Annotated in this window: 13 protein-coding genes and 1 pseudogene; 9 read left to right on the forward strand and 5 right to left on the reverse strand. The window is 25.2% G+C overall.

Features of this window, described 5'->3' with window-relative positions; all coding sequences use genetic code 11:
* Positions 1 to 306: 306 nt before the first annotated feature.
* From glnH to gpmA, 4 genes are all read left to right on the forward strand, one after another.
* Complete coding sequence (gene glnH, locus AB4W73_RS01540; protein ID WP_367680676.1) at positions 307 to 1,053, forward strand: glutamine ABC transporter substrate-binding protein GlnH; 747 nt, start codon at positions 307 to 309, stop codon at positions 1,051 to 1,053.
* Between the two features lie 34 nt (positions 1,054 to 1,087).
* Positions 1,088 to 1,744: a glutamine ABC transporter permease GlnP gene (gene glnP / locus AB4W73_RS01545; RefSeq protein WP_367680677.1), complete on the forward strand. Its 657-nt coding sequence runs from the start codon at positions 1,088 to 1,090 to the stop codon at positions 1,742 to 1,744.
* A complete protein-coding gene (gene glnQ / locus AB4W73_RS01550; protein WP_367680678.1) occupies positions 1,741 to 2,463 on the forward strand; it encodes a glutamine ABC transporter ATP-binding protein GlnQ in 723 nt (240 codons plus the stop codon). The genes glnP and glnQ overlap by 4 nt, the downstream gene beginning before the upstream one ends.
* A gap of 446 nt (positions 2,464 to 2,909) precedes the next feature.
* Entirely contained in the window at positions 2,910 to 3,611 is a 702-nt protein-coding gene (gpmA, locus tag AB4W73_RS01555) for a 2,3-diphosphoglycerate-dependent phosphoglycerate mutase (RefSeq protein WP_367680679.1), read from the forward strand.
* Positions 3,612 to 4,730: 1,119 nt separating this feature from the next.
* Here the strand turns inward: gpmA and trmB are convergent.
* Complete coding sequence (trmB, locus tag AB4W73_RS01560; protein ID WP_367680680.1) at positions 4,731 to 5,450, reverse strand: tRNA (guanosine(46)-N7)-methyltransferase TrmB; 720 nt, start codon at positions 5,448 to 5,450, stop codon at positions 4,731 to 4,733.
* Between the two features lie 846 nt (positions 5,451 to 6,296).
* On the opposite strand from trmB, the gene AB4W73_RS01565 reads away from it, so the two are divergent.
* The 3 genes from AB4W73_RS01565 to AB4W73_RS01575 all read left to right on the forward strand — a co-directional run bounded on the left by AB4W73_RS01565 (position 6,297) and on the right by AB4W73_RS01575 (position 9,191).
* Positions 6,297 to 6,530, forward strand: coding sequence for an oxidative damage protection protein (locus tag AB4W73_RS01565; RefSeq protein ID WP_367680681.1), 234 nt, complete (start codon positions 6,297 to 6,299; stop codon positions 6,528 to 6,530).
* A 143-nt stretch (positions 6,531 to 6,673) separates the two neighbouring features.
* On the forward strand, positions 6,674 to 7,780 hold the full coding sequence (gene mltC, locus AB4W73_RS01570) for a membrane-bound lytic murein transglycosylase MltC (protein WP_367680747.1): 1,107 nt from the start codon (positions 6,674 to 6,676) through the stop codon (positions 7,778 to 7,780).
* A 784-nt stretch (positions 7,781 to 8,564) separates the two neighbouring features.
* Positions 8,565 to 9,191, forward strand: coding sequence for a Fe-Mn family superoxide dismutase (locus tag AB4W73_RS01575; RefSeq protein ID WP_367680682.1), 627 nt, complete (start codon positions 8,565 to 8,567; stop codon positions 9,189 to 9,191).
* 122 nt (positions 9,192 to 9,313) lie between these two features.
* On the opposite strand, the gene eno is transcribed toward AB4W73_RS01575, so the two are convergent.
* From eno to cls, 3 genes are all read right to left on the reverse strand, one after another.
* The gene (eno, locus tag AB4W73_RS01580) at positions 9,314 to 10,621 is read right to left on the reverse strand and encodes a phosphopyruvate hydratase (protein ID WP_367680683.1); all 1,308 of its coding nucleotides are present in this window, start codon (positions 10,619 to 10,621) and stop codon (positions 9,314 to 9,316) included.
* Between the two features lie 25 nt (positions 10,622 to 10,646).
* On the reverse strand, positions 10,647 to 12,287 hold the full coding sequence (locus AB4W73_RS01585) for a CTP synthase (protein WP_367680684.1): 1,641 nt from the start codon (positions 12,285 to 12,287) through the stop codon (positions 10,647 to 10,649).
* 593 nt (positions 12,288 to 12,880) lie between these two features.
* Complete coding sequence (gene cls / locus AB4W73_RS01590; RefSeq protein ID WP_367680685.1) at positions 12,881 to 14,341, reverse strand: cardiolipin synthase; 1,461 nt, start codon at positions 14,339 to 14,341, stop codon at positions 12,881 to 12,883.
* Between the two features lie 877 nt (positions 14,342 to 15,218).
* On the opposite strand from cls, the gene AB4W73_RS01595 reads away from it, so the two are divergent.
* Positions 15,219 to 15,974, forward strand: a complete 756-nt coding sequence (locus AB4W73_RS01595; RefSeq protein ID WP_367680686.1) for a YciC family protein — start codon at positions 15,219 to 15,221, stop codon at positions 15,972 to 15,974.
* Positions 15,975 to 21,271: 5,297 nt separating this feature from the next.
* A complete protein-coding gene (gene nfuA, locus AB4W73_RS01600) occupies positions 21,272 to 21,847 on the forward strand; it encodes a Fe-S biogenesis protein NfuA (RefSeq protein WP_367680687.1) in 576 nt (191 codons plus the stop codon).
* Positions 21,848 to 23,013: 1,166 nt separating this feature from the next.
* Here the strand turns inward: nfuA and gyrA are convergent.
* Positions 23,014 to 25,572 (reverse strand): annotated as a pseudogene (gene gyrA / locus AB4W73_RS01605) (DNA topoisomerase (ATP-hydrolyzing) subunit A); the annotation flags it as partial.
* Between the last annotated feature and the right edge of the window lie 389 nt (positions 25,573 to 25,961).

A 25,961-nucleotide genomic window follows, 5' to 3' on the forward strand; every position in this document is an offset into this window, starting at 1 on the left:
TTCTTAATTCTTATGTGCTTATTGTATATTCTAGTTAATGCGTGTTATAACTTTTATTTACATATAGTTAATTTTTATTTTTGAGAAACTAACAAGATTACTTAAAAATTTTTATAGGCAAACTTAGACAAAGAAATAAGTAAAAACACTGTATTATTGGATGATTTAAAAACAATATATAATATTAAATTTCTTATAAAATTATTGTGTGCTAAATAATAGATTATAAGAGATCTATTTTAGTAATAGATTATGTTGTATTAATTTAAAGTGGATGTTTTACCCAAAACATAGGAATTTCTTCTTATGATGTTATTTATAAAAATTTTATTAATTACAATATTAACATTTGTCTTTACTATTAACGTATCCTATGCGCAAAAAAAATTAATTGTAGCTACTGATACTGCTTTTTTTCCTTTTGAATTTAAACAGGGGAGCACATACGTTGGTTTTGATATTGATCTTTGGCAGGCTATTGCTAAAGAATTAAAACTAGACTATCAACTAAAACCTATGGATTTTAGTGGTATTATTCCTGCTTTACAAACTAAAAATGTTGATTTAGCCTTAGCGGGTATTACTATTACTGATAATCGTAAAAAAGCCATAAATTTTTCAAATGGTTATTATAATAGTAGTTTATTAATTATGGTAAAAAAAACTAATAATGATATTAGAAATGAAGCAGATTTACAAGGAAAAATTATTGCAGTAAAAAGTAGTACGAGCTCCGTAGACTACGCTAAAATAAATATTAAAAGTAAAATTTTACGCCAATTTCCTAATATCGATAATGCTTATCTAGAATTAGTAACTGGTAACGCTAACGCTGTATTACATGATGCTCCTAGTATTTTATATTTTATTAAAACAACTAGTAATGGTCAGTTTAAGATAATTGGTACACCCATTAAGGCACAGCAATATGGTATTGCTTTTCCAGCAGATAGTAAATTACGAGAAAAAGTTAATAATGCACTCAAAACTTTGCGTGCAAAAGGCAGTTATTCTACTATCTATAAAAAATGGTTTGGTGTAGAGCCTAACTAATTTATTTTTAATATGTTAGATCAGGAGAATATCCATGTTGTTTGAATGGAATGCTATTTGGCCAGCCATCCCAATTCTACTTGAGGGTGCTAAATTAACCTTATGGATCTCGGTGCTCGGGATGCTTGGTGGTTTAATTATTGGTATTATTGCTGGTTTTATTCGTGCTTATGCTAATAAAGTAAGTAGTTGCATTACATTGATATTTATTGAACTTATCCGTGGTACACCTATTGTTGTACAGGTGATGTTTATTTATTTTGCACTACCACTAATAGTACCTATACGCATTAATCCTTTCACTGCAGCAGTAATTACAATTATGATTAATTCTAGTGCTTATATTGCCGAAATCACTCGTGGCGCAGTGCTATCAATTCATAAGGGATTTTATGAAGCTAGTCTTGCGTTAGGCTTATCTAAACGTGATACGCTACGCTATGTTATTACACCTTTAGCACTGCGGCGTATGTTGCCACCTTTAAGTAATCAATGGATTATGAGTATAAAAGATACATCGTTATTTATTGTTATTGGTGTTGCTGAACTTACCCGTCAAGGACAGGAAATCATTGCTGGCAATTTCCGTGCTATGGAAATATGGTCTACAGTTGCAGGGATTTATCTAATTATTATACTGGTACTAAGTTTTGTTTTACGTAAGCTAGAAAAAAAGTTGAAGATAATATGATTAAATTTAAAAACGTCTCTAAATATTTTGGAAAAACCCAAGTACTTCATAATATTAATTTAAATATTACTAAAGGAGAAGTAGTAGTAATTATTGGTCCTTCGGGTTCAGGAAAATCTACATTATTACGCTGTATTAATAAGTTAGAATTAATTACTAGCGGCCAACTAATAGTTAATAGTTTTGACGTTAATAATTCTATTATTAAAGAATATTTGATTCGTCAAGAAGCTGGTATGGTTTTCCAAAAATTCTATCTTTTCCCCCATTTAACAGCAATAGAAAACGTTTCTTTTGGTCCAATTTATGTTCGTGGTATTAAAAAAACTGATGCAAAAAAACTTTCTCTTACGCTATTAACAAAGGTAGGACTATTAGAACGTGCATATCATTACCCTTCTGAACTTTCAGGAGGAGAACAACAACGTGTTGCTATTGCTCGTGCACTTGCAGTAAAACCACAACTTATGTTATTTGATGAACCAACCTCTGCGCTTGATCCAGAATTACGCTATGAAGTTTTAACAGTAATGAAAGATTTAGCGACAGAAGGTATGACAATGGTAATAGTGACTCATGAAATAGATTTTGCTCATAAAGTTGCGTCACGTTTATTATTTATTGATAAAGGACGAATTATACAAGATGGTAAGCCTGATCATCTTATTTCTAATCCATCTAGTAACAGATTACGTGAATTCTTACAACATGTTAGCTAATTACGTATTTTATAATAACTTATACTTAAGCTATAGTATCTTTTATTTTATTATCTATTTAAAATGAGTATAATTTATATAATTTTATCAAAATAACTGTTAGTGTATTTTAAAATACCTATTATCTCATTTACTAATATATATTAAATTTTTTAATAATATATTCTTAGCAGAATTAAATTTTTTATAGAATCATATTTTCCTGATTATTTTTACTATATTACTTAGAATAATTTATAGCTTAGCCTAGTATATTTTTATAGGTGCTATTAGATTTTATTATGTATTTAATTTTATATATTTACTATTTTCATTTATCTAATGTATTTACTTAAATAGTAATTAAGTAAAATTAGCTGTAATTAAAATAAATAATTTTATGCACATTACCACCAATAATACCATATTGTTCGTTAAATAAATTAATAAGTTAAGGATTTTACGACATGGCAGTAATTAAAGTAGTTCTAGTAAGGCATGGCGAAAGCAAATGGAATAAAGAAAATCGTTTTACTGGTTGGACAGACGTTGATTTATCTAAGAAAGGTCATAATGAAGCAAAACGGGTTGGTAAAGTATTAAAAAAAGAAGGCTTAATTTTTGATTTTGCTTATACTTCAGTTTTACAACGAGCTATCCATACTCTAAATTATGTATTAGATATATTGGGTCAATCTTGGTTACCAGTTGAAAAATCTTGGATACTAAATGAACGTCATTATGGAGCATTACAGGGATTAAATAAATTAGAAACAGCTAAAAAATATGGCAATGATCAAGTAAAGTTATGGCGTCGTAGTTTTACTATTTCTCCCCCTAAATTAACTAAAGAGGATCAACGTTTTCCTGGTTATGATGCACGTTACGCAAAACTTAGTATAAACCAATTACCATTAACTGAAAGTCTTGCAGCTACAGTTAAGCGTATTATTCCCTACTGGGATGAAGTTATACAACCGCGTATCGCTAGTGGCGAACGTGTTATTATTGTAGCTCATGGTAATTCTTTACGAGCACTAATAAAATATATTTATAATATGAATGAAGATCAAATTTTCAAATTTAACATTCCAACTGCTGTACCTTTAGTGTACGAATTAAATACAAATTTAAAACCAATTAATTATTATTATCTAGAAAATACATAATTTTATAGTAAAAAATAAAAGTTATTGCTAGCTAAGAAAAAAATTAAATACTAATTATCTATAATTTATAATCTATTATTATTTATTTTTATAAGTAACTATATAACTTCTGCTATGAATATTAAGTATAGCTAACTATCAACATAATTTTATAATAGTTCTATATAAATTTAATAAATTTTAAATTATGACAAAATAATAATAAATTAAACATTAGAAGCATACAGATGTTATCTAATCTAAATAGCATGAATAATTAATATTACCAAAATCTTAAAGTTAAAAGATATATTTTAAATTTAGTAAAATACTGTTAGCGATTACTATGATTTTTCTAATTAATTAGTTTATTATATACTATTATATAAAAATACTTCAAAGGTTTGGAGTGCTAGGTGATATCTTTAGTTAACATTATATAAAATAAAAATTTAAAGTATTTAATATTACATAACATAATATATTAATAATAATTAATCCATGAATTATCAGTAAAAATAAATTAAAAATTTCTTAATATGATTAAGAGTTAACTAAATATTTTATATTAGACACATTAGATATATTAAATATGTTAGATAATATTTAAATTAAATATATAATTAGTTATATTCGTTTGCTAAAAATACTTTTAGACAACTAATTTAAACAAGTAAAAATATTACTATCATAATTAAATTACTAGATAATATATATATTTAATAAACAGTACTAATAAGTACAAATTATTTTATTATTTTGTCACTATTATTATATAATTTATAATTAAACTACTAGTAATAATTTTATTTAAAAATAATCAATAAAGTACTAAATTTATTATAAAATACTTAAACTAAGTAGAATTTTAGTAAATGGTAGCATACAACTTATATTAACTTCAATTTTTATTTAGGATACTAAAACTAATGTTATGGTTAACAGATAGATATAGTATAACAAGTAACTAGATTATCTTAATTTAGCATAATCATTCTTCGTGAACTTATATGATATATTCTTTATAGTACCACTAAATACTAGAACTAAAAAACTAAATTCTAGAATAAGTTTTATCGTTTAGCGTAAATAATTACGGATTATTCATTCATGTAATAAAAAAACTAAATTTTATAAAATTTATTCCTTATATTTAAACATTAGATCCCAAATATCATGCCCTAGACATAGACCTCGTAATTCAAATTTAGTTAATGGTCGTGAATCAGGACGAGCAATGTACATCTTATTAGTAGAAAGATTATGATAACCAGCAATATTTGACATTATTTTTAGTATATATTCTGCATAATGATGCCAATCAGTTGCCACATGAAATATTCCGCCTATTTTTAATTTATTTTTTACTAGTTCGGCAAAAGATATCTGTATAATACGCCGTTTATTATGACGAGCTTTAGGCCAAGGATCAGGAAAAAATAACTGTAATCTATCTATTGAACTATCTGGTAACATATTTTCTAATACTTCAAGTGCATCATGATGTATAATACGTAGATTTTTTAAGCCTATTTCATATGCAGCTATTAGACAGGCTCCTATCCCAGGAGTATAAACTTCAATACCAAGAAAGTTTTGTTGTGGATTACATGCTGCCATCGTTACAAAAGATGACCCCATACCAAAGCCAATTTCTAATATTAATGGCGCTGTACAACCAAATACTGAGTTAATGTCAATAACTGTTGTTTGATAGTCAATACCTATCAATGACCAATAACTATCTAACGCAAGCTGTTGTTTTTTAGTTAATCGCCTTTGGCGACGGACAAAACTACGAACACGACGCAAACCGTAATTATTTTTAATAAATTGTTTTGATATAACTGTATTTATCATGAAGCTTTCTAGCTCTTAATAAAAATTAAGTTTATAGTTTTATAACTCTATACTATAATCTAATGTAAAATTTATTTATTTATACCTAATATATTTTAAGTTACAGTACTAATGATAATTAGTAAATCTAAGTAGTACATGACTAGAATTAGTATAAGCAATTAATATCACTATAATTTATAATATAAAGAATATATTTATAAATTTATTTATAGTAGCTCATAACACCAATTATAGATAAGTTTAGATTTTGCTTTTATTAAAATTGATATAATTTATAGTATTAGAATATTTTATGGCTAATGTTATTTTAATTCTAACATTATAGTAATATTTTTGATCTTTAATAATAATATTAAGTAGATGTTATCATCTTATCATTTAAGAGTCAGTTAGCTAACTTTAAAGTAGTTAGAAAACTATTAAACTATAATAGATTTAAGCACGAATTATACACTTAATCTTAACTAAAAATGTAAATTTTATTTACTTAATAATAGCTGTTAATCTCATACTACTCATAGCTATTAGTTAAGTTATGGAGTGTTTTATTTTATTTTCTATATTTTATTATAGCATAACTAGTGTATAAACTATTTTTTTTAGTTATAATATATTGATTATAAGAAAAAGATTCACATTAATTTAGTCTCTTTTGCTATTGAATTTTTAACTGTTTTACTTGGGTATTATTTCTATATAGTTTTATAATTTTTTATTAAAAGAATGTATAAATTAAAATGCTAATCTTTAGTATAATTTGAGTAATTATATTTAATTAAATTCATCACTCCATTTAAATCCTTATTATAATAAAATCAAATATTGATTAAAAGAGAATAAAGTATGAGTAAAGTAATTTACTGTACATTTTTAAAAAAAGAAGCTGAAAAGCAAGATTTTCAAATCTATCCAGGAGAAATAGGAAAACGTATCTATAATGAAATCTCTAAAGAAGCGTGGGCACAATGGATAAATAAACAAACTATATTGATCAATGAAAAAAAGTTAAGTATGATAAACTTTGCTGATCGCCAGTTTCTAGAAAAAGAAATGTGTAATTTTTTATTAATAGGCTAAAAAATACATATTATATGTATAATAAAGTTATTATAAATAATTTTGTACCTATACGACTATCTACTATGTATCCTGCTAAGCAAGTCATAAAGGTTTAGATGATTTTTAAAAAAGTCCTTTTTTTATCAGGCGTAAGCCATAAGATAAAGAGAATTTTAGTTTTACTTATAATTATACCTTTACTGCTTTCTTGCTCATGTAATAAAGAGCAGGTTAATAATAAAAATTATATTAAAGATACTAATAGTTTTGATATTTTAATTGGGCAATTTGCCCATAATATTGAAAATATTTGGGGTTTAGATGAAATTTTAATAGCTAGTTCAAGAGACTACGTAAAATATACGGATAAATATCAAACACGTAGTCATATTAATTTTTATGCTGGCACTATTACCTTTGAAACTATCGCTAAAACTAATCCTAAGACTCATTTACGTCAAACTATTATCGCCACCTTACTTATGGGTGACGATTCTAGTCTAATTAATCTTTATTCTGATGTTGATGATATTCAAATTAGTAAAGAACCATTTTTATATGGTCAAATATTAGATAATAATGGTAAACCAATTCGCTGGAAATGGCATGCTAGCCAGTTTGCAGAATTTTTATTACAAAATAGAATACAAAAACGTAATAAGAGTTTACAGGTTATTTGGTCAATTACAGTGCAATTAGTACCTAATCATTTAAATAAACGAGCACATAAATATTTACCTTTAATACATCAAGCAGCTATAAAATATCAAATTAAAGAATCATTAATACTAGCTATTATTCAGATTGAATCTAGCTTTAATCCTTATGCTACCAGTAACACTAATGCATTAGGTCTAATGCAGATAATGCAACAAACTGCTGGAAAAGATGTATTTAAAATGAAAGGTCAAAATGGTTATCCAAGTTGCAGTTATTTATTTAACCCAAAAAATAATATTGATATAGGTGTTGCCTACTTATCTATTTTACAAGAGAATTATTTAGGAAAAATCCATAATAATACTTCACGCTATTATATTATGGTTATGTCTTATAACGGTGGCGTAAGTAGTGTATTACGTTTATTTTCTAAAGATAAAGACCAGGCATTTATTATGATAAATAATATGAAACCAGGAGAGGTATTTAACACATTAATCACTAAGCATCCTGCTAGCCAATCACGTCGTTATCTAATAAAAGTGAATAATATTCAAAAAAATATATCGTTAGTATTAAAAGATTATTCAAAAATTTATTATAGTTAGAAACTACGCTTTTTAAGTATAAGAAAAAATAAAAGTGGTTGTGTAACCTTGTTTTTATTTTTAATATTAACCTGTATTATCAAGACAAAATTTTTAATAATATATTTTTAAAATTTATTTATTTATTTCTAAGAAGCATAATAATTAAAACTATTACCCTCTAATTTCTATCACTAGTATTTAGTTATTAAAAGATTTTATAAATAGTCATATAGTAATTATTACTATGATTATTAAAACTTATTATAGTAATAATGAGGTATTCAATTAGTATATAAATTTTTTATTATAGATAAGCTTCTATTTTTTATAGATAAAGTCTGATACTATTTTAGATGGTGTAATATATTAGTTTATTATACTTTAAAGGTCTAAATTGATAAATTAAAACTTATAATAGACTTCTTCTAAAAATTTAAAAAAATAAATACTACTTAAAATTATAGTTTTTATATAAAATAATAGCTAAATAACTTAAGTTAATACTGAAATTCTTAAGAATTATAAATAATATAAGATCTAAATAATAAATAATTACGTGAAAATAACTTTCTTTATAACTTAATAAGAGCATATCTAACTTTTTATAGTATTTAAGAGTAAAAAATAGGTAAAACGTAGTTTATTTTTTATAAGTATTTAACTAAAATAGCAAAAATAAGAAATTTTAAATATGTTTCTAAGTATATTATAGTATTTAATTTAGCATAGTAATGCTATCTTTATATGATATAAGGTCTTTATGTAATAATTTATCAACTAATTAAACTTATGGAGATATGATATGAGTTATTTATTACCTACCCTTACTTATGCTTATGATAAATTAGAACCCTATTTCGATAAGGAAACAATGGAGATTCATCATACTAAACACCATCAAACTTATATTAACAATGCTAATACTATATTAGAGATTTACCCATACTTAGCAGAACAGCCAGTTGAAGAATTAATTAAAGATTTAAATAAAGTTCCTGATACAAAACGTACTTTTATGCGTAATAATGCTGGTGGACACGCTAACCATAGCATATTTTGGCAAGGCCTAAAAATTGGTACCATTCTAGCTGGCAACTTAAAAAGAGCTATCGAAATTAATTTTGGTACGATTAAAGAATTTCAAACTAAGTTTGAAATAGCAGCGGTAACATGTTTTGGTTCAGGATGGACTTGGTTAGTAAGTAAAGATAATAAGTTAGCAGTAGTTTCTACGGCTAATCAAGATAACCCATTAATGGGTGAAACTATCATGGGCGTATCTGCTGGTTATCCAATTATTGCTTTAGATGTATGGGAACACGCTTATTATCTTAAATATCAAAACCGACGCCTTGACTATGTTAAAGCATTTTGGAATGTAGTGGATTGGGATATAGCAAATAAACGTTATAATAATAGACCATTTTAAATTAAAATAATTAGACTTCTTTAAAATATATAATAAATATCTTAAATTAATTAAATTTTTTATTAAATCATAATAAATAACCTGTCATAGCAGGTTATTTATTATTATAAAAATTATTATAGTTAATTTTTAGCTTCTAACCAGCTACACTTTGCTGGTTTACCAGTTTGTTTGCCTAATGCCTCTTCAATACGAATAAGTTGATTGTACTTAGCAATTCGATCAGAACGGCTCATAGAACCAGTTTTAATTTGACCTGCAGCAGTTCCTACTGCTAAATCAGCAATAGTAGCATCTTCTGTTTCCCCTGAACGGTGAGAGATAATAATATTATAACCTGCTTTTTTTGCCATTTTAATAGTATCTAGTGTTTCAGTTAAAGAACCAATTTGGTTAAATTTAATTAAAATAGCATTAGCAATACCTTTCTTAATCCCTTCTTGCAAAATTTTAGCATTAGTTACAAATAAATCATCCCCTACTAATTGAATTCTTTTACCAAACACCTTATGCTGATAAATAAAACCATCCCAATCAGACTCATTAAGACCATCCTCTATAGAAGTGATAGGGTATTCTTGAGTTAATTTTTCTAAATAATGAGTAAATTCCTTTGAACTAAAGGTTGCTTCTTCACCCTTTAACTCATATTTCCCAGTTGTTTTGTTATACAACTCTGAAGCTGCGCAATCTATTGCCATAGTTATATCTTTATTTAGTACATAACTAGTTTGTTCTATAGCTTCTTTAATAACTTGCAATGCAGCAGTGTTAGACGCTAAATTAGGTGCATAGCCACCTTCGTCGCCAACAGCTGTATTAAACCCCCCCTTTTTTAAAATTTTTGCTAAAGTATGGAATACTTCAGAACCGATACGTAGTGCCTCTTTAAATGATGAAGCACCAACTGGTTGAATCATAAATTCTTGAATATCAAGATTATTATCAGCATGTACACCACCATTAATAATATTCATCATGGGTAATGGTAGCGAAAGTCTATCTAATGGCGTGCTACTTAATCCGGCTATATGTTCATATAGAGGCATGCCTTTGGACGCTGCTGCTGCTTTTGCTACCGCAAGGGATACTGCTAAAATAGCATTTGCACCAAATTTAGATTTATTTTCAGTGCTATCTAAATCAATCATAGTCTTATCAATATTTATTTGATTTTTCGCATCTTTACCATTGATAGCAGCAGCAATAACACTATTTACTGCAGTAACAGCTTTAGTTACACCTTTACCAAAAAAATATTTTTGATTACCATCACGTAATTCAAGTGCTTCACGAGAACCAATAGATGCCCCTGAAGGTACAGCAGCTAATCCCATGAAACCACCATCTAAATGTACTTCAGCTTCTACAGTTGGGTTGCCGCGAGAATCAATAATCTCACGACCGATAATTTTAACAATTCTGGACATTAAGTTTTCCTCTAGCATACATAAGCTAAACTATTTTTACTGATTTCTGGTAGTCACTGGCCGCTTTAATAAAAGCGATAAATAATGGATGTCCATCACGTGGTGTAGAAGTAAATTCTGGATGGAATTGACAACCTATAAACCATGGATGTTTTGGTAATTCAATAATTTCTACTAATTTATTATCCGCAGAACGCCCAGCAACAGAGAGCCCAGCCTCTTCAATTTTCTGCAATAACATATTATTTACCTCATAACGGTGACGGTGACGCTCAGTAATGATAGTAGCACCATACATCTGCCGTACTTTACTGCCCTTAATTAAGTAACATTGTTGTCCACCTACTCGCATAGTTCCACCAAAATCACTTCTTTTTTTACAGATGTCAGTAACTGCCTTTTTATCATACCAATCAGTAATTAACGCAATTACTGGATTCTGACAGTCTGGCACAAATTCTGTTGAGTTAGCATCTTTCATAACAGCAACATTACGAGCAAATTCGATTAAAGCTACCTGCATACCTAAGCAAATACCTAAATAAGGGATATTATTTTCTCGCGCATAACATGCTGTATTAATCATGCCTTCTACACCTCGATAGCCAAAACCACCTGGAACAAGGATCGCATCTAGTTTTTGAAGTATATTCTCACCCTGTGTTTCTACCTTTTCTGCATTAATAAGCTTAATTTTTACTATCAAACGATTTTTCAACCCTCCATGTTTTAATGCTTCAATTACTGATTTATAAGCATCTGGTAATTCTATATATTTACCAATTATGCCAATAGTAACCTCCCCTTGTGGATTTGATTCCTGGCATAAAACCTGTTGCCATTCAGATAGATCCGCTTTAGGATAGATTAAATTAAAATGCTGGCAGATATAATTATCTAGGTGTTGCAGTTGTAGTAATCCAGGAATTTTATAAATAGAATCAACATCTATAAGAGATATTACTGCTTTTTCCTGCACATTACAGAATAATGCAATTTTGGCTCGCTCATTAGCAGGAATTTTACGATCAGAACGACAAATTAATACATCAGGTTGAATACCGATAGAAAGTAACTCTTTAACCGAGTGTTGTGTTAGTTTAGTTTTTACTTCGCCTGCAGACGCTAGATAGGGGACTAATGTTAAATGTATATATAAAACATGTTCACGACCAACATCTGCTGCCATTTGACGAATAGCTTCTAAAAATGGTAGCGATTCAATATCTCCTACGGTACCACCAACTTCAACTAGTATAATATTATACTTGAAACCTCCTTTAATAATGCTTTCTTTTATTGCATTAGTGATATGCGGAATAACCTGAATTGTTGCACCTAGATAATCTCCTCGACGTTCTTTACGTAAAACCTGAGAATAAATACGACCAGCAGTAAAATTATTATGGCGTGTCATTTTAGTACGGATAAAACGTTCATAATGCCCTAAATCTAGATCTGTTTCTGCTCCATCTTCAGTAACAAAGACTTCTCCATGTTGTGTTGGGTTTATTGTTCCTGGGTCTACATTAATGTAAGGATCTAGTTTCATTACAGTTACTTTAAGGCCGCGAGCTTCGAGTATAGCAGCTAAAGCGGCAGAGGTAATACCTTTACCCAGAGAAGATACAACTCCTCCAGTTACAAAAATATAATTAGTTATCATGCTGAACTCGAGCGTTTAGATTTAAAGATAATAGACTAGGATTAATTAAAATTTATGCTAAATTTGTTATATCGCTGATATGGTAGAATAGTTTTATTATAATAAAACTATCATATGTAAATTACATCATATATTTATATTTGATAGTATCTATTATATAATCAAAACTATACTATACTGTTACTATATTTCGTTAAAAATATGCTTTTAATTATTTTTTATAAGCATAGTAAAAAAGATTTAGAATAAACTCTAAAGTACAGGAAACATGAGCCTGTTAGTAGATTAAACAAATTAACTTTACTTAAAATATAAGTAAATTTGTCATTAAGATAAATATAATAATATTATTATTCGATATAAAAATTATCATGATACTTACTAATATAGTGGAAAATCTATGTAAATTGATTGCAAAAATAAATATTAATATATTAATATTAATTAATGTTTTTAATAAAAGTAATAATATTAGATAATATCTACTATATCGAATATCATAGACTTAAATTGAAGTACTTTAAATAAGAGTTAATATGACGTTATCTCTTTATTTTTTATGATTTTATTTAAATTAAGTTATAAGGTTGTCATCATAGTAATGGACTAAAAAAATAAAAAAGTTGTTCAGTTATTCGAGATTTAAAAGAACGTTTTGCCCATTGATCTGCATCGAGCAAAACTGAATGTGCTATATAATCATCTTGAATTCCTGCTAAAGTACTACCGAAAATAGCATCATCAACTAACAAAGTAATTTCAAAATTTAACCATAAACTACGCATATCTAAATTAGCAGTACCAATTAAACTAAGTTGTCCATCAACTAATACACTTTTACTATGTAATAAACCATCTTTGAATTGATAAATTTTTACTCCTGACTCTAATAATTCAGTAAAAAATGAGCGACTTGCCCAACGTACCATCATGGAATCATTATTCCGAGGTACAATAATATTAACATCAACCTCCCGGTGCGCGGCGGTACAAATGGCATGTAATAAATCATCACTAGGAACAAAATAAGGTGTTGTCATAATTAACTGTCGACGTGCAGCGTAGACCACTGTTAATAATGCCTGATGGATTAATTCTTCAGAAAAACCTGGACCTGAAGCAATAACTTGAATAATACGGTTACTTTTTTGTGCGGAAAGTATTTTATTTATACAAGGTGGAGGAGGTAAAATCCGTTCACCTGTTTCGATTTCCCAGTCACAAGCATAGACTATTCCTATAGTTGTAGCAGCTGGACCTTCCATTCGAACCATCAAATCAATCCATTGTCCTACACCTGCATTTTGTTTAAAACAACGTGGATCAACCATGTTCATGCTGCCAGTATAAGCAATAAAATTATCAATTAATATAACTTTTCGGTGCTGGCGTAAATCCATTCGTCGTAAAAATACACGAAATAAATTAACTTTAAGTGCTTCAACAATTTCAATACCTGCATTACGCATCTTTATAGGAAAGGAACCACAAAAAAACTGTCGACTACCAGCAGAATCTAACATTAATCTACAATGCACTCCACGACTTGCGGCAGCTATTAATGATTCAACTACCTGATCAACTAACCCGCCAGATTGCCAAATGTAAAATACCATTTCTATATTATGACGAGCCCGTTTAATATCTTGAATCAATATTTTAAGAGTATCATCAGCATGAGTGAGTAATTCTAACTGATTACCTTTAACACCGCCAATCCCTTGGCGTCGCTCACACAGCTTAAATAATGGAATAGCTACGTCACTATTTTGGGTAGTAAAGATATGTTGATAATTTTGTAGTGCTTTTAGCCAATTAGTAGTGTAAGGTTGCATTGACTTAGCACGTTCAGCGCGTCTCTTTCCAAGATATAATTCACCAAATAAAAAATAAGCAATGATTCCAACTAATGGCAGAATATAGATAATTAATAGCCACGCCATTGCTGAAGGAACAGCACGACGTTTCATTAATATTCGTAATGTTACTCCAGCAATAAGCAACCAATAACTGAAGAAAAAAAGCCAACTAATTACAGTATAAAACGTGATCATAAGAACAGTAATCCTTTTAGATAACTAATATTACTGTATTTATTGGCTAAAATTAAATAGTAGAACTATTTATCCCATTATTCTTACATAAATTACTTAATTCAAAAAACTATATTAATAGACTTTTTATAAAATTATATTTTTTGTTAAGTAAAATTATAAAGTAATGAATATTTAAAATAGTTCTTAATAAAATATCAGTAAATATAAAAGATTTTAAATTATTTTTAATAAAATCTATAACAAACCTCTTTTAAACTAGCTTATGTTTATATGGAATATTAGTTTTGAAAGAAATCTATTAATGTTATAATAATAATTATTAGAATAAATTAACTATATTTGAGATAAAAATTTTTTAGATTTATAGAAATTAAGGCTAAAACTTTTAAATATTAAGTAAAAATTAAGCTTTTTTATGATTCTATAGGCAACCTGCCTACTAAGTAATAAAAAAATTATTTATATTATTTTTGAAGTAAAATTATCTATAATAAAATATAAGCAAAATAACTACACTAGAGACTAAACTCGTTCTTTATTATTGTGCCTAAATCTTTTTCTAAATCTTTTATTCTTACTAATATTTTATTAAAAATAATTTTAAAATGCTTATTTACTACTTTTATATATAAAAGAGTAAGCTATATCTTTTATCTATTTTCTTGTCTAAACGTTTCTTAAGACGACTCAAAATAGATTTAATAAGCTCTTACAACAATTCTAAATAGGTTTTATCCAAAATATAAAAATTTTAATATATTTATTTTAGAACTACACAAATTTATTTTTATCTTTAATTTATAGAAAAATAAATATAACAGAGCATAGTCACTGGTAAATATTATTTTATTTTTAAATCTAGAGGAGTACTTACATGCCTATTGTGGCTAATATTTTATACCGTGACAGTTTTAATTTTGCACGTAGCCAATTATTTAATATTCTGCTGTTAGCGTTACTAACTGCCTTAATTACTATCATATTAAATCAGACATTTACTCCTGATGCTGAGCAATTAAAAATTTTAGGTACAGTAAAAAATAATTTTGAATCATTGAAGGGGGTAGGGATTAAAGAAATAGCACGATCAATGACTCCTGAGCAACAAATGATATTACTTAAATTATCAGCTGTTACTGCATTTTCAACATTACTAGGTAATGTGCTATTAATTGGTACTATGTTATCCTTAATGATATTAGTGTCTCAAGGATATCACGTTAATGTGTGGCAAATAGTAATTTTTTCACTTTCAACATTACCACGATTATCTCTTTTAATATTTATTTGCACATTATTTATTCAGTTTGGATTAACGTTATTTATTTTACCTGGTATAGTTATTGCCTTAGCTGTCTCTTTAACACCAATGATTATCACTAATAAAAAAATTAGAATTTCTACTGTAATTAAAAGCAGTGCAAAATTAGCTTTTACTAATATGCGTTTAATAGCTCCAACAATGATATTGTGGTTTAGTGCAAAATTATTATTATTGCTATTAATTAGCTATATAGTTATTTCTACGCCCATAATTATAGATATTATACTAAGTACATTAGATAATTTATTATCTGCATTACTATTAGTATACTTATTTCGTCTACATATGCTATTACATAATAGTTAATTTTATAATAAACTATATTTAATTATATTAGTTATAATTAGTGTCATATAAGTAAATAAGTTTTTAGTGAAATAACTTCTAAATTTTATTTCGTTAATAATATTCTTTATTTTTTATAAAATATACGATATTTTGTTACTTTCACTATATTGTTATTAACTATATTATCAGTTTTGATTTTTATCATAATTAAATATTGTAAAATAGATGAAATAATACTAATTACTTCAATTATAATCATTATTTCTAACTTTTTAACTTTTCTTTCTATAGTAATTTATTTATTAAATGAAAAGTAACTATTATTTATATTCTTTTCTCTATTATTTTGCTAATTAGTTAATAAGTACTGAAAAAATCACTGATTTATAGTATACCAAAATAAAGATTAACATTATCTGATATTGTATAATTAAAATTCAATATAGCTTAGGTATTATTTTCTTAATTTATAGAGTATAATTAATTTTTATATTGTATTTTAGTTACCACAAGATATATGGGTAAATTTTAAAGTATTTAAGTTAATAGCATTAATAGTGCCATTTATTATTTTAAATATCCTATGTATTTATTATTCTTTATTGAAAACTAAAAAAATTAAAATTGCAAGTATTTTATAATATAAAATTAATAACATGTGATTTATGATATTTAAAATACTTTATGAAACATAAAGCAATAAAAATATCGTAAAAGAAAAATAAAGATATTTAATAAAGCAAATAAACGTTAGCAAAAAAATTATAATTCAGATTATGTTTATAGAACTACTTATAATAACTTTTAAATATCTATAAAATATCATACTTATTTTTTATTAGTTAAAACTATATAATAAATAAAAGCTTTATTATACGAAAGATTAAATAAATAGAAAGTGAGAAATTAAAATTTTATAATTTAAGATTTAACATATAAATAATTTATTTTTACATAATATCAAGATTAATTATTCATTAACATTTCGTTAACACGTATTAACTATTAAAGAAAAATAAATTCTAATTTATATAAATAACAATATACTTTAGTATAGGAAATAGTAATTTGAAGTAGTAAGTTAAATAAATTAAACATCACTTAGCATCTAATAAAATTATTACTAAATAGATATAATAGTATTTTTCTTAGTATAGAGAACTATTCTAATACTTATTAATACAGGATACTTAATATCTAGAGTGGAAGCATTGTAAGTATCTATCATACATTAAGGTATATTAAACTTTGCTATAAAATTTAGTATGAACTCTATGATTTACGTTTTAGTCACTATAGAATATGTACTAATTTATTAGGCATAACTAAGGGATATTATTAATTATAATGCTTTTAATTACAATATTAATAACAATATTTTCTATACCTAAATAGCCTAAGACTTGATAATTAAAGTATCTCAAAGCAGCAGTTATTATTATAGGTAATGTATATTATATAAATACTAGAATACTTAAGATGTAATATTAAAAAATAAGATAGTATTTTAATACTTTCTTATTTATTTTTTAAGTCTAAAACCTTATGGTAAGAATAATATAGATTATTTATGAAAATAAACAGTAATGTATTAATATTAATTAATATATTATAATAAAAGTTATTATGTTGTATGATATTAATTTTTAAATTCTAAAGAATTAAATATATGACTAAGATAAAGACAAACAACTAATATTATTTTTATCTAAATTTATTAAAAATTTTATATTTATTAATAACTTAAATTTTTTAAAAGTATCTACCAAGCAATAAGTTTAGTGATTTTATTAATAAATATCTGCTATTTTATAATAAATAATATCTTTAAATATATAGTACTTAGAAGTACTACATACCTTTTTCTTCTAGAGTAAGAGGTTAGATAATAACAAATATTAATTATTTATTTTAAATTTAAATTTTTTATTTATTTCTGCTATCTAGAAGATATATAAAGAATTATCATACGACTAATAACATAAAAATTAGTATATTTTTAATTTGGAGAATTATAAAAATAAAGAGTACTTTTCCAATATAAATAATTTACTAAATTATTTTACCTTATATTAGAAAATTCTTAGAAAAATCAGATCATAGCTCTAGATAGTTATAATCTGATTTAGTTAGAGTTAGCTCTTAATTTTAAAGAATATCTTAATTACATAACAATCTTCTAATAATTTTTTAATAGAATATATAATTTTTAATTTTTTATCTAAATTTGTTGTATATGAATATTTCATTAATAATAAACTTAAGGTTATTAGTTACTTTATATGAAATATATTTTATTATTTAGTTTTTAATTAATTTTTACTCTAGTTATTTTAAATAAATTTTTAAAATAGTATAGTTAATATTTGTATTATTTATTTTTTATAATTTAATTTTTATCTGGAACCACTATTTTTAATAAAAATGTTCAAATATATTTGAAGGTAATTAAAAATATTTTACTAAAAATAAATAACCTTCAAAATAAAAACTTATGATAGTCATCTATATGTGAATCTATCTATACCTGTTAGGTCTAGTCTACTTAGAATAAAGTATAAATTTTAGCAAAAAATAAAATAGCATAAATTAATTTATAATTCCTACAAGATAAAAATGATAAAATATCTCTTTATTTTAAAATCTATTTTAAAAGAGGTATCCTAGTAAAATAACTAGCTAAATTTATAATATAGTATTTGATATAATTTTGTAATAGAATACAAAAAATTAGCATTGCTTATAAAAAAATCTAAGTTAAAACTAATATGATTATTATTAACGATAAAATTACTACTAAAGTATATGTAGATATTGAAATAATAACCCGTAATATTGTATGTAAAATTAGCTATATTTATTTTATATAGGGTTTAATGATAATTATATAGTATTAAGTACTATTGATAAATAATTACCGGATACTATCTAAAGTATTAATTACGCTTATTTTTTAGAATAAAATTCTGGTATAAAGATTAATGTTAGGTATGCAACAATGAAATAACTAGTGAATATCTATGAATTTACTATAACCTAATGCGTATTATTTAGCATAGTATTAAATAAAATATGTAAAGATGATATTTTAAAATAACTACACTATGATATTAAAGTTACCTAACTTTTAATATCATAGTAATAAAATTATTAGCATCTATATAGTAGTACTATTACTATGCCACAATGAAATATTAAGTTAAAAAAATCAAAAGAAGTTATGATAGAAAAAGTAATTTGTAAATTTACTTACTATTAACTGACTATTAAAAACTAATATTAGATTAATTCTACTAATCATTTTACAATTACTAGTATTATAAATTATCTATATCTTAAATGATTATAAAATTATTATAAATTCTTATAATAATATAGCACTGCTACAGTAGTAGTATTTTTAGACAAAGATTTATCAAAGTTAATTATTCTATTAATTACACTACTCATTATAAAGTAAAAATATTACGATTATAGGTCTTAGTTAATTTTATAAGTTTTAATCTTCTTATACTACTAGCATAACTGTATTATTTTATCATAATAAAAATCTATAGTGCTAAAAAATTAGCGCTAAAAACTGATTGAATTAGTATAATAATTTTTAAGTTTGTGCTAAGTATAGTTTAATTAAGATTATATACCTATTAAAACTAATTTATTAGAAATAATATTTTCTAATTACTTTAGTTATAAAAAATTTTTTGTAGAAGAAATAATAAATAGAAAAAATTAATAAAAAATAAATATTTGTGGGAAGCAATAAAATTAAAATAGGAATGAATACTATAAAATCATTACTTTTAAATATATTTCTTAAAAACTATTTTTATATAGATCAATAATAAATTATGATGTTGTAATGAGTACATTAGTGCTTAAGATTAATATATATCACTTATATTTTATTAAGGAATAAAATAAATTACATACAGGTATTGAGTATATTTTAGCGGAATAGTATTAATTACTTTTTACTTTTAGTTATAATATATCTATATTTTATAAATTTAAATATTTTTAATAAGTAATAAACTACTATAATAGTGCATTTAATATTGAAATTAATAGATTATAGTTTTAGTATTTACTATTGCTTAAAATACTTCATAAATATAATTATATTTCTTTGTATTTAATATATATAATTAAAGAATAATTTAAAATTATTATAGATAATCCTGTATTTAATCTATAGAAACTAATTATTTATATAATATTTCCTAATAATATTATTAATTTTATTTTAGTAAGATTTAAAAAATTTTTCTAATTAACTTTAAGTTATATCAAAAAGAAGTATATTAGGTTAATATAAAATATTTATTTTTAATATCATAACAAAATATGATAATTAATTATATTAAATTATAAAGATATTAAATATAATGTCTAATAGGTTTTATCTAATAAAATATTACTAATGTTAATATAATGATACAGAAAATTTTGTTTTATTTTTAAGTAATAACTTAAAATCTCTTTATCAAATTAAAGGTAATAAAATAATTTATATGTTATCTTTTAATCAAAAAATATGTTTTGAAGCACTATTTTTAATAGAAACATTATTATTATAAATTACTATTACTATTATTGAATCTATTAATTAGCATATAATACTTCTTGTATTATAAAAAATTATAAAATGTATAATAAAATTATTTTTAATAAAAATATTTAAGTATATATTATTTATATAAATTAATAAATTAATAAGAAAAAACTAATTATTCTCTATAAAATTTTTTCTTATTAATTTTATCTAGTCAAATAACTATTAGTAAGGTATAAAAAAAATAAAAGACTTATCAATAAATAAGTTTATAAAATTTTAAAAATAATTAAAAATAACTATTTAGATCTTATCTAATTAAAAGATTAATAAATTAAATTTACTATAACTATATAATCTTAAAAACTAATATAAATAAAAATAAATTATGTAATAAAGTTATAACTTATATCAATAAATATAGCAGAAACATATCATTACCTATTTTATTAATTAATAATAGCATATTATTAATTAATAGTTATTAAAAAATTAGTATTATATGGTATTTACCATATTAAATATAAACTAGCTAGAATAAAAATATTTCATAATTAACTTTTTATTTTTATAACTTTATCTAAAGTAAATTGTAAATTTTTTACTATATTGTGATTAAAATTGCTAATATGCTCTCAGATTAAAATATTATATTATTATAATATAATATTTTATCATAACTTGTCTCTATGCTATTAATAAGCGTATTATAGTTAAGCGTGTTATAGTTAATAAAAAATTAATTATTGAGTTAAATGCCATGATAAAAATAACAGATAATGCTCAAAATCATTTTGTTAAATTATTAGCAAACCAAAAAAAAGGAACGCAAATTCGTGTATTTGTTATGAATCCTGGCACCCCTATGGCTGAATGTGGTGTATCCTATTGTCCTCAAGATACAATTCAAGTAACAGATACTGAATTAAAATTTAAACAAATGTCTGCTTTTGTTGATAAACTAAGTGCGCCTTATTTAATAGATGCTGAAATTGATTTTGTTACTGATCAGCTTGGTTCTCAACTTACCTTAAAAGCTCCTAATGCAAAAATATGTCAAGTAACTGATGATGCATCATTAATGGAAAGAATAGAGTATGTATTACAATCACAGATTAATCCGCAGTTAGCAAGTCATGGTGGGAAGGTAACCTTAATTGAAATTACTGATGATGCATTTGCTATTTTACAATTTGGTGGCGGTTGTAACGGTTGTTCTATGGTTAATGTCACCTTAAAAGAAGGCATTGAGAAAGAATTATTGCAAACTTTTTCTGAACTAAAAGGAGTAAGAGATATCACCGAGCATCAGCGTGGCAAACATTCTTACTATTAATCTATTAATTAATAAAAATCTAAGCTAATCAGAGTTTAAAAATAAATAATTTACTTATTTTAAATTATTTTAATCTTAATAGAGTATTGTCTTTATATTAAAAAATAATTTTAGTACTTATTTTAAGGTAACTAATTAATTACCCTAACTCTTTTGTTAGTTAGTAGCTATTTAAATATGATTATTTTTAAATAGTATCATATAAAATAGCAAGATCTATAAATAAGCTATCTAAGTTTGATAAGTTTTTATAAAATACTACACTATAATAATAGTATTCTATATAATTTAATTACCTATTAAATTTTTTTGTATTAGTTAAATATAACCTTAAATTTACCTATTTTATACTAGTAATAAAATCTTGCTACAGCAAGATTTTATTTTCTAATATAAAATAAATATTTTTATCATTAATAGGTAAAAAATAACGCTTTAATCTAGTTAAAAATTTTTTTATTATTAAATATACGTGGCAATTCTACTATTTTATTAAAATTTTATTATATTCTCTAATGTTATTGTCTATATACTATATCTACTATTGTTAAAAACAATATTAAATTTGTTCTTGTATTGCCTAGTAATTTAAAATAAAATTTATTAAAAATAATAAAGTCGATGCTATAAAAAATTATTATTTAGTATAAAATACTTTTCGTAATAAATATTTAAAGTTATTTATAGTTTAAATTTCAATATTAGTTATGTTTAGTAAAGATTATTATAGTAAATAATTACTATAGATAAATCTAATACTATAAATATAATTAATAATTAAAATTAAACAAGTTATGCATAGGGTTAATAGATACTATCATATGTGTCTTATAATTATATAACAAACCTATCTATAATGTATAATATAAATTATTATTTTATTTTAAGAATTAATTAAAAACTTTTCTATTAAATGACAAAAAAGTTTTTATAAAAAAATGTGCTAATATTTTATATCTATCTTACTATAATAGTTAATAACTAATATCAAATTTTTTAAAAATTACTAAATAACTTAAATCTACATTATTTATAATATAAATAATCTTAGATATTAAATACTAATGAAGATCACTATATCTTAATTTTAAATTATTTACTAAATTTTTTATAAGTAGTTCTATCTTATTTAATACTCATTAATCTATAGATGATACCTCCTAAGTATTATCTTTATTATTAAATATTTTATTGTTTTGTTCTGTTACACGTTGCAGGCCAACTACATGTTCATTTTCTTTTGTGCGAATTAGAGTTACTCCTTGAGCTTGGCGACCTACAATCGATATTTCAGCTACTCTTATGCGTACTAATGTACCTGTATTAGTAATAATTATAACTTGATCACTAGCCATAACCTGAATAGCACCAACAAGCTTACCATTACGTTTACTAACTTTGATTGAGCGTACCCCCTCATTACCACGACCAGACTTAATTAGATATTTATCAGAAGGAGTACATTTACCAAAACCGTTTTCAGTAATTGTTAAAATCTGACCTTCGCCACTAGGAATAATAAGTGATACAAGACGATCATTATATTTAAGCTTCATCCCTCGCACACCTGTTGCACTACGACCCATAGAACGTACGCGTTCTTCTGGGAAACGTACCATTTTACCAGAAGTAGCAAATAACATTACTTCATCATTACCATCTGTTAACGCAACAGCTATTAATTCATCATCCTCTTTTAAATTAATAATATTAATACCATCTTTACGTGGATTACAAAAATCAGTTAGTATACTTTTTTTTACAATACCACAGGCTGTAGCCATAAAAACGTGGCGCTTTGCTTCATATGCCTGCACTGGAAGAATAGTTGTAATACGTTCATTTTCTTTTAATCTTAATAAATTAACAATTGGACGACCACGTGCATTACGACTTGTTTCTGGTAACTGATAAACTTTTATCCAGTGGAGGCGACCTCTGCTAGAAAAACATAAGATAGTATCATGAGTATCTGCAATCAAAAGTTGATCAATAAAATCTTCTTCCTTAATTCGTGCTGCTGTTTTACCTTTACCACCACGACGTTGTGCTTGATAATCATTTAGTGGCTGATATTTAATATAACCTTGATGTGATAAAGTTACAACCACATCTTCTTGATTAATTAAATCTTTTACATTAATATCTATAATATTATCAGTAATCTTAGTACGACGTTTGTCTGTATATTCATCTTTAATTTTTATTAATTCTTCATAAATGACTTTTAAAAGTTTTTCTGAATTAGCCAGAATTAAAATTAATTCACTAATTTTTTTTAATAAATCTTCATATTCATTTATTAACTTTTCATGTTCAATGCTAGTTAATTTATGCAAGCGTAGATCTAAAATAGCCTGTGCTTGTTGTTCGCTAAAATAATATTGTCCTTTATGAATATTGTGATTATTTTCTAATATTTCAGGATAGATAGCATTATCTTTCGTTTGTTCTAGCACCTTAGTAAGATTGCCTAACTGCCATGATTGTTTCATTAGGCTATCTTTTGCTTCAGTGCTATTTTTTGCTATACGAATAAGTTCAATAATAGTATTAATACTTACTAAAGCAATTGCCAAAGCTTCGAGAATATGGGCACGATTACGTGCTTTACGTAATTCAAATAGAGTACGACGAGTAACAACTTCACGACGATGATGAATAAATTCTCGTAAAATATCTTTTAAATTCAGTAATCGGGGTTGATTTTTATATAAAGCAACCATATTAATTCCAAAAGTTACTTGTAATTGTGTAAGCGAGTACAAATTATTTAGTACTACCTCTCCAGTAGCATCACGTTTTACTTCAATTACGATACGTAACCCATCTTTATCGGACTCATCCCGTAGTGCACTAATGCCTTCTATTCGTTTATCTTTTACTAACTCAGCAATTTTTTCAAGTAGTCGTGCTTTATTTACCTGATAAGGGATTTCACTTACAATAATAGTTTCACGCTTAATTTTAATATCAGTTTCTACTTTAGCTTGTGCTCGAAGATAAATTTTACCACGTCCAGTATGATAGGCTTCTATAATTCCTTGTCGACCATTAATAATTGCTGCTGTAGGAAAATCTGGTCCCTTAATATGCTTCATTAAACCTTCAATGCTAATATTTTCATCTTTAATATAAGCAAGGCAACCATTAATGATTTCATAAAGATTATGTGGTGGAATATTAGTTGCCATCCCTACAGCAATACCAGCCGAACCATTAACTAGAAGATTAGGAATCCGAGTTGGCATAACTTCTGGAATTTGCTCCGTATTATCATAGTTAGGCACAAAATTAACAGTTTCTTTTTCTAAATCTACTAGTAGTTCGTGAGCAATTTTTGACATACGAATTTCAGTATAACGCATTGCAGCAGGAGAATCGCCATCAACTGAACCAAAGTTACCTTGTCCATCTATTAACATATAGCGTAATGAGAATGGTTGAGCCATCCGTACAATAGTGTCGTAGACTGCACTATCACCATGAGGATGGTATTTACCAATAACATCACCAACTATGCGGGCAGATTTTTTGTAAGCTTTATTCCAATCGTTACCTAATATACTCATTGCAAATAGTACACGACGATGCACAGGCTTTAGCCCATCACGAATATCAGGTAGCGCGCGTCCGACTATAACGGACATTGCATAATCTAAATAGGAGCGTTGCAGCTCTTCCTCGATGTTAACCGGGGTGATTTTTGTAGCAAGGTTATTCATTGAGCCGCTGTTCCTCTATATAATTAATGGATCTAAAACATAAATTACTATAAAGTATCATTTTTGGAAAAATTTAAAGTTCATTAATTGGTTATAAATCCACTAATAGTTTTGTAATAAGTCTAGTAAAGTATTAGTATAATCTAGGCATAACAAACAAACTAGCGTGATATTTATCATACAAATAAAATATACAGATAATCTATGACATTATTCAATAAGAAATTAATAAATTTATAGTAACTATCTCGTATTAGTAAGACTTAAATATTAAAGACATTTTTATAAAAAATATTATATATTAGTTATAATAGCAGTATTTTAACTAAAAAATATAGTGCATAAAAAATATTAGTTACTGAGTTAGGCATAAGTAATAAATCATTATA

It is taken from the genome of Candidatus Fukatsuia anoeciicola (genome assembly GCF_964059965.1).
Taxonomy (GTDB): Bacteria; Pseudomonadota; Gammaproteobacteria; order Enterobacterales; family Enterobacteriaceae; genus Fukatsuia; species Fukatsuia anoeciicola.